The 7,432-nt window shown below is 49.5% G+C and carries 7 protein-coding genes and 1 pseudogene; 6 read left to right on the top strand and 2 right to left on the bottom strand.

The annotated features are described in order from the left end of the window. The 3 genes from O71_RS05190 to ruvB form a co-directional block, all read left to right on the top strand. A partial coding sequence (locus tag O71_RS05190; RefSeq protein ID WP_007653995.1) for a TonB-dependent receptor occupies positions 1-1,572 on the top strand: 1,572 nt, incomplete at its 5' end. 302 nt (positions 1,573-1,874) lie between these two features. Continuing rightward, positions 1,875-3,053 carry an acyl-CoA dehydrogenase family protein gene (locus O71_RS05185; protein WP_007653993.1) on the top strand — a complete coding sequence of 393 codons (1,179 nt, stop codon included), beginning with the start codon at positions 1,875-1,877 and terminating at the stop codon, positions 3,051-3,053. 217 nt (positions 3,054-3,270) lie between these two features. Then, entirely contained in the window at positions 3,271-4,314 is a 1,044-nt protein-coding gene (ruvB, locus tag O71_RS05180) for a Holliday junction branch migration DNA helicase RuvB (protein ID WP_007653991.1), read from the top strand. A gap of 84 nt (positions 4,315-4,398) precedes the next feature. Here the strand turns inward: ruvB and O71_RS05175 are convergent, their stop codons facing one another. After that, positions 4,399-4,845, bottom strand: a complete 447-nt coding sequence (locus tag O71_RS05175) for a RidA family protein (protein ID WP_007653990.1) — start codon at positions 4,843-4,845, stop codon at positions 4,399-4,401. A gap of 268 nt (positions 4,846-5,113) precedes the next feature. On the opposite strand from O71_RS05175, the gene O71_RS27080 reads away from it, so the two are divergent. Both O71_RS27080 and queG read left to right on the top strand, forming a co-directional pair. After that, entirely contained in the window at positions 5,114-5,566 is a 453-nt protein-coding gene (locus tag O71_RS27080) for an epoxyqueuosine reductase (RefSeq protein WP_369750885.1), read from the top strand. Further along, positions 5,521-6,059: pseudogene (gene queG / locus O71_RS27075) on the top strand (tRNA epoxyqueuosine(34) reductase QueG). Before O71_RS27080 ends, queG begins: the two are co-directional and overlap by 46 nt. Here the strand turns inward: queG and O71_RS25210 are convergent. Next, a complete protein-coding gene (locus tag O71_RS25210; protein ID WP_007653987.1) occupies positions 6,050-6,241 on the bottom strand; it encodes a hypothetical protein in 192 nt (63 codons plus the stop codon). The pseudogene queG and the gene O71_RS25210 sit on opposite strands and share 10 nt — an antisense overlap. Before the next feature lie 290 nt (positions 6,242-6,531). Between O71_RS25210 and O71_RS05160 the strand changes: the two genes are divergently transcribed. Further along, a partial coding sequence (locus O71_RS05160) for a BatD family protein (RefSeq protein ID WP_007653986.1) occupies positions 6,532-7,432 on the top strand: 901 nt, incomplete at its 3' end.

Here is a 7,432-nt window from a genome sequence, read left to right as displayed (position 1 = left end):
GACAGTGAAGTTKGTGACTTTCTCGGGCCAGGAGCAGACCTACCAGGCTGGTATGGCACCCCGGAGGCGCTCGTATACGGCAACGAAGCCGATCTGCAGGCCTATATCGACCGCAACGGCATAACGGGCAGCGACCTGGAGAACCTGCGCACTTCCGGCCGCAGGTATAACTACTATACCTACGACAACGAAACCGACAACTACCAGCAGGACCATTACCAGCTGCACCTATCGCACGACTTCTCTCCAGAGCTGACTTTCTCCGGAGCGCTGCACTATACCTATGGCCGTGGCTACTATGAGCAATTCCGAAACAACGACCGCCTCTCCAACTATGGTTTACCCAATGTGCAGATCGGTGATCAGACCATCAGTCGTACGGACCTGATCCGCCGTCGATGGCTCGACAACCACTTCTTCGGTGCCACTTATGCCTTTCAGTATGATCCGTCAGCCAGGCTGAGCGCGACACTGGGCGGTGCCATCAACAGGTATGACGGCGACCACTTCGGGGAAGTGATCTGGGCACGCTACGCCTCTACCTCCAACATCCGCGACCGCTACTACGACAATAATGCCGTGAAGACAGACTTCAACATCTTCGGTAAGCTGACTTACAGCCTGACGGATCAACTCAGTCTGTTTGGCGACATGCAGGTGCGCACGATCAACTACTCCTTCGAGGGCATCGACAATAATTTTGAGATCCTGGAGCAGGAGGTGGATTATACTTTCTACAACCCGAAAGCAGGTATAAGCTACGAGCTGAAGCCTGGGCATCAGTTGTATGCCTCTTATGCTATTGGCAATCGTGAGCCGGTTCGCAAAGACTTCACGGAGTCTACTGCCGATAGCCGTCCGAAGCACGAAACGCTGCGCAATCTGGAGGCGGGCTACCGTGGTCAACTTGGATTGGGCGAACTGGCAGGGCGTACATTAAGCGCTAATGTGGAGGCAAACTACTTCTTTATGGACTATAAAAACCAGCTGGTGCTGACCGGTGAGATCAACGATGTGGGAGCCTATACCCGTACGAACATTGACCGCAGCTACCGCCAGGGTATAGAGTTGGCCGGAGCAATGCGTTTGGGAAACACGGCAAGCCTGAGCAGCAACCTAAGCTACAGCCAGAACAAGTTGCGCGACTTCGAAGAATACATCGACGATTATGATGAAGGTGGCCAGGTGATGAACAGGTATAGCCAGGCTTCTATTGCTTTCTCTCCGGATTTTGTGTCGGCTACGCAACTGGAAGTAGAAGTGCTGAAAGGTTTGGAAGCTGCTTTTATCTATAAAACGGTGAGCAAGCAGTACCTTGACAACACCCAGAATGAAAGCCGAATTATACCTGCCTACCAGGTGGGCGATCTGCGTCTTCGCTATACCACCGGTTTCACGGGCGCGCTCAAAGGCCTGGAGCTTGGGCTGCTGGTGAACAACATCTTCAATGAACGCTATGCTGCCAATGGCTATACCTACAGCTACAAAGCAGGAGGGGAGCTGACAACCGAAAACTTCTATTACCCACAGGCTACACGCAATTTCCTGGCTTCTGTCGGCTTAAGATTTTAACATAGATTGAGATTTTTTGGAAAGGCCCCGCCATTAGGTGGGGCTTTTTTTTTTATCAGGATTTTGTAGGATTAAAAAGGATGAACAAGATTCTTAGCTTTACCTACATGCTGCTATTTTGCTTCGTAGTTAACAAGACACTCACAGGTTTTTTAACATTGTGAGATCAATGCATCCTTTCAGCATTACCAATCCTGAAAATCCGCGGGGAAGGGGCTCTCTATTTTTGATCCTGCAAATCCTGATTCAGAAAACTTGTTATATTTGCGTATTACCCTTTCCTTAAAACAACGAAATAAGCTATGGCCTACGAATCATCAGGAGCTCCTGACTACTATAACATTGACGATTTACTGACCGAGGAGCATCTCCTCATCCGCCAGACCCTGCGTGACTTTGTGAAGAAAGAAATTTCTCCGAACATCGAACAGTGGGCGCAGGATGCCCATTTCCCATCTGAGATTGTGAAGAAGTTTGGTGACGTGGGTGCTTTCGGCCCGACGATACCTGCCGAGTACGGTGGCGGCGGACTGGACTACATCAGCTACGGTATCATCATGCAGGAGATCGAGCGTGGCGACTCTGGTATGCGCTCCACCGCTTCGGTGCAGGGCTCGCTGGTGATGTACCCGATCTATGCCTACGGCTCAGAAGAGCAGCGCAAGAAGTACCTTCCCAAGCTGGCCAGCGGCGAATGGCTGGGTTGCTTCGGCCTCACCGAGCCTGACCACGGGTCTAACCCGGGCGGCATGACCACCAACATCAAAGACATGGGCGACCATTATTTGCTGAACGGTTCCAAGATGTGGATCTCTAACTCACCGGAGTGCCAGGTGGCCGTAGTGTGGGCCAAGAACGAACAAGGCCGCATCAAAGGTCTGATCGTGGAGCGCGGCATGGAAGGCTTCTCTACACCGGAAATCCATAACAAGTGGAGCCTGCGTGCCAGCTGCACCGGCGAACTGGTGTTCGACAATGTGAAAGTGCCAAAAGAGAACCTCTTGCCAAATGTAGAGGGCTTGCGAGGTCCGTTAGGTTGTCTTGATTCTGCCCGTTACGGCATTGCCTGGGGTGCCATCGGCGTTGCGATTGACTGCTACGAATCGGCCCGCAAGTATGCGATGGAGCGTATTCAGTTTGACAAGCCAATCGGCGCATTCCAGCTTGTACAGAAGAAACTGGCCGAAATGCTGACTGAGATAACCAAAGCACAGCTATTGGTCTGGAGACTAGGTACCTTGAAGAACGAGGGCAAAGCCACTACGCAGCAGATATCGATGGCGAAGCGCAACAACGTGGATATGGCTTTGCACATCGCCCGCGAAGCTCGTCAGATTCATGGCGGCATGGGCATTACGGGCGAGTACCCGATCATGCGCCACATGATGAACCTCGAGTCGGTGATCACTTACGAAGGTACCCACGACATTCACTTGCTCATCACAGGTGCTGATATAACAGGTATACCGGCATTTAAGTAGGCCTATCCTTCTGCTAAAAGCGAAGAGGATAATAAGTATTAAAAGGCAGCTGCGGGAGTGGCTGCCTTTACTTTTGCTAATCTGGTTAGATATTTGATGATTTTCTATAAAATAATTAGCAAAATTCATTAAATTCGTAGGCAGAAATGGAGCGAAAGCATACCCGAAACTGTTACCTTTAGGTATAGCTTTTGGCTGCAATAATACAGTTTATTCTATGAGAGAAGATTATCTCACCGGTAGCAATGACTACATGTCGCCGGTTGAAAAAGACATTGATAAGGCGCTTCGGCCACTGAGCTTTGCCGATTTTACGGGGCAGGCGAAGGTGGTGGAGAACCTCAAAATTTTTGTGCTGGCTGCCAAAAACCGTGGCGAGGCTTTGGACCACGTGCTCCTGCACGGCCCTCCTGGTCTGGGTAAAACTACCCTTTCGCATATTATCGCCTCCGAGCTGGACGCAGGTATAAAAATGACTTCCGGTCCGGTTCTGGATAAGCCAAGCGATCTGGCTGGTTTGCTGACCAACCTCGATGCCAACGATGTACTGTTCATCGACGAGATACACCGTCTTAACCCGATTGTGGAGGAGTACCTGTACTCGGCGATGGAGGATTACAAGATCGACATCATGCTGGACTCGGGTCCGAATGCCCGATCTGTGCAAATCAGTCTAAACCCGTTTACGCTGATCGGTGCGACCACACGTTCCGGTTTGCTGACGTCCCCGCTGCGTGCCCGCTTCAGCATTAATTCCCGCCTGGAGTATTATGATGCTGAACTGCTGACCTCCATTGTGAAACGCTCTTCAGCCCTGTTGGGAGCGCCTATCCATGATGATGCCGCTTTTGAGATTGCCCGCCGTAGCCGCGGTACGCCGCGTATTGCCAACAACTTGCTGCGCCGTACCCGCGACTTTGCTCAGGTGAAAGGCAACGGCACCATAACGGTAGAGATAGCAAAGTTTGCCCTGAATGCATTGGATGTGGACCACAACGGCCTGGACGATATGGACAACCGTATCCTGAGTACCATCATTGATAAGTTTAAGGGTGGTCCGGTAGGTCTGTCTACCATCGCAACGGCCTGTGGCGAAGAGTCTGAGACGATTGAAGAAGTATACGAGCCATTCCTGATACAAGAGGGTTACATAAAGCGTACTTCACGCGGACGTGAAGCCACAGAGGCTGCTTACCGCCATCTTGGCAAGATCCCGCCACAGCAGGTGGTAGCTGGGGGCTTGTTTGACCAATCTGAATAAAAACTGTTTGTGATAGATTTAAAACGGCAGACCTTAGGTCTGCCGTTTTTATTTTACGAAGTATAGGAAGGTACACTGTCACGCTTACTCCGTCTTCCTAATCTCCGCAATGACCTCTACTTCCAGTACAGTATCTTCTTCAAACAGCCTCGATATCTGAACCCAGGTAGCGGCAGGGGTATGGGTGCCATAGTATTTTCTACGGATGGGCTGGCTTTTCTTGGCTGCCTCAATGTCTGTTGCATACAGGTTTTCTTTTACCACATGAGTCAGGGCCAGTCCGTATTGCTTTAATGTTAGCTCGATGGTCTGGTAAACACGCTCCATTGCCTTGTCCATGTCACCTTTCCCGATGGTACCTGACAGGTATAGCAAGTTGCCGCTCCGGTAAGCCTGGGCATAATTCCATTCCTGTTCGCCCTTGGGGTGCAGATGAAATACTTTCCCATTCTGTAATTTTTGGCCCTGTGCCTGCACGGTATAAGCCAAGCCAATAAGAAAGGCAATCAGTAAGAGGAGATTCTTTTTCATAGTTGTGAAGCTTTTATAGGTTTCTTCTGCTATACCTAAGATTATGCCAGCTTAGGGACAGTGTTCAGAAGAGCCACAAACGTGATTTAATTTGTAGCAAGTCTGCTCAAGGTGTTCAAAATAGTACAATGCTGTCCAAAAGCGGGCGATAAGGGCAGCATAAATGCAAAAGGCATGGTGAGCTCGGCAAAATAGGTGCGAATCGGATTTATTTCTCTGTAAATTTGTTCTCCTCCAGGTATAGCTATACCTGAGCGACTCGCATATTTTGAACAAAGCACAATACACATACCTCATCAAGCAGAAAGCGCAGGAACTGGGCTTTATGTACTGCGGCGTTTCCAAGGCTGATTTTTTGGAAGAGGAGGCCCCTCGGCTGGAGAACTGGCTGAAGCAGAACATGCACGGGCAGATGCACTACATGGAGAACCACTTCGATAAGCGACTGGATCCACGGTTGTTGGTAGAGGGAGCCAAATCAGTAGTGTCGCTGCTGCTTAACTACTACCCGGAGCAGGAAAAACAGCAAACCGGAGAAGATACCTATAAAGTATCGAAGTACGCCTACGGCACCGATTACCACTTTGTGATCAAAGACAAGCTGAAGACGCTGCTAAGCTTTATCAACGAGGAGATAGGAGAGGTAGGCGGCCGCTGCTTCGTGGACTCAGCCCGGTGCTCGATAAGGCCTGGGCTAAGAAAAGCGGACTGGGCTGGGTAGGCAAAAATTCCAACCTGATCACACCGCAGGTAGGCAGTTTCTACTTCATTGCTGAATTGATCATTGATTTGGAGCTTGAGTACGACGGCCCCATTAAAGACTACTGTGGTTCCTGCACCCGCTGCCTGGATGCCTGCCCGACTGATGCGATCGTGGCACCTTATGTGTGGATGGTAGCAAATGCATCTCTTACTTCACCATTGAGCTGAAAGACCAGCTACCCCAGGAGATGAACGGGAAGTTTGGAAACTGGATATTCGGATGCGACATCTGCCAGGACGTATGTCCCTGGAACCGCTTTAGCAAGCCACATCAAGAGCCTGCCTTTGAGCCGCACCCGCAGCTGAAGGAGATGAAAAAGTCGGACTGGGAGGAAATCACACAGGAGGTCTTTGCGCAGCTGTTCAAGAAATCAGCTGTGAAACGAACAGGTTATAATGGCCTATTGCGCAACATCCGCTTTGTGGAGCAAGGCCCCGGTTCTCAAACCTGAGCTCTGGAGAAAACCTTGTTCAACACAAAGAGATACATCTCCGAGAACTTTTCATAGCACCATTGTTTAAGCTGTTTTAGCTCCTCTGGGATCAACACCTTGAAGGCTTTTCTCAGTTCTTTTTCAAACAGCTTTCTGTCAAAGCTTACCTTCAACAAGATCGTTTTAACGTACTCCAGCATTTTTGTATATGGTAATTCGGTATTCTAATCTGATATACGAAATTAGTCTAAAAAGTTGATTCAGTTTTGATTGATTTGTAAAATTTTTAGTTAATCAGCTGATTTTGAATGATAATGCACTGATGATTTCTATCTATTAGCTACTAGTAGAACGTTCATAAAAGGCTTGTATTTCACAGAAATGAGGAATCAGGGAAGGGAGCAGAAATTTGGAGGGTCGCTAAGAATTGGATAATAATATTCCGGTGGATAGAGACAAGAATTTGTAAATTTGCTATTATACCTGAATTATGCGCCTGACTTTCCTACTTGTGCTGTTATACCTGTCGGTATTGGTGCCCGCCTTTGCACAGCAGGCCCGTATTGAATTGGGGAAAAGTCCACTGCCGATCAATACCTATTTCACGGTTTCCATCAGGTTGCAGGATCAGCAACTAAAAGACTACTCGCCTTTCCCAGAGATAGAAGGATTTAAAAAAAGTAACCGCTTCTCATCTACCAAAACGGTCATAGCAGGAGGTAAAACCACGACCGTGCTCACCATCACACAAAACTACGCGGCGCTGGCCGAAGGCGACTACGAACTCAAACCATTTAGCATGACTGTGAATGGACAGGCTTTGCAATCTCCCGGCATGAAAATCAAAGTGGGGCCAATGGCTGCCGTCAGTCCGCAGGGACCTGACCTGGTGATTCCACAGCAGCCGGAGCAGGGAGAGGAGCAGCCCCAAGAGTATGTGGATCAGGAAGACAACGCTTTTCTCACGCTTTATACCGACAAGAAGGAGGTATACGTAGGCGAGGGCCTGAACATTGTGCTCTACTTCTACCTGGCAGAGGAAGACCAACGGCTGCTTGACTTCCATGATTTTGCAAACCAGATAACAGGTATACTTCGCCAACTGAAACAGCCAAATGCCTGGGAGGAAGTGTTTGAAATAGACGAGGTAACTCCTGAACAGGTGATCGTGCAGGGAAAGCCATACCTGCGCTTCAGGCTATACGAAGCCGTGCTATACCCGCTCACAACTGAGCCGTTGCATTTCCCGAAGCTTTCACTGCGCATGCTCAAATACAAAGTGGCCGTCAATCCTACCCTGCTGGAAGACCGCCTTGAAGGCTACAAGACCTTCTTTGCCCGTGAGCGCATCATACCTGTCAAAGAATTGCCACCGCACCCGCTGCGCGATG

This window comes from Pontibacter sp. BAB1700 (assembly GCF_000277005.1).
Taxonomy (GTDB): Bacteria; Bacteroidota; Bacteroidia; order Cytophagales; family Hymenobacteraceae; genus Pontibacter; species Pontibacter lucknowensis.
The sequence above is the reverse complement of the archived record's forward strand: the minus strand, read 5'-3'. Positions and strand labels throughout refer to the sequence as shown.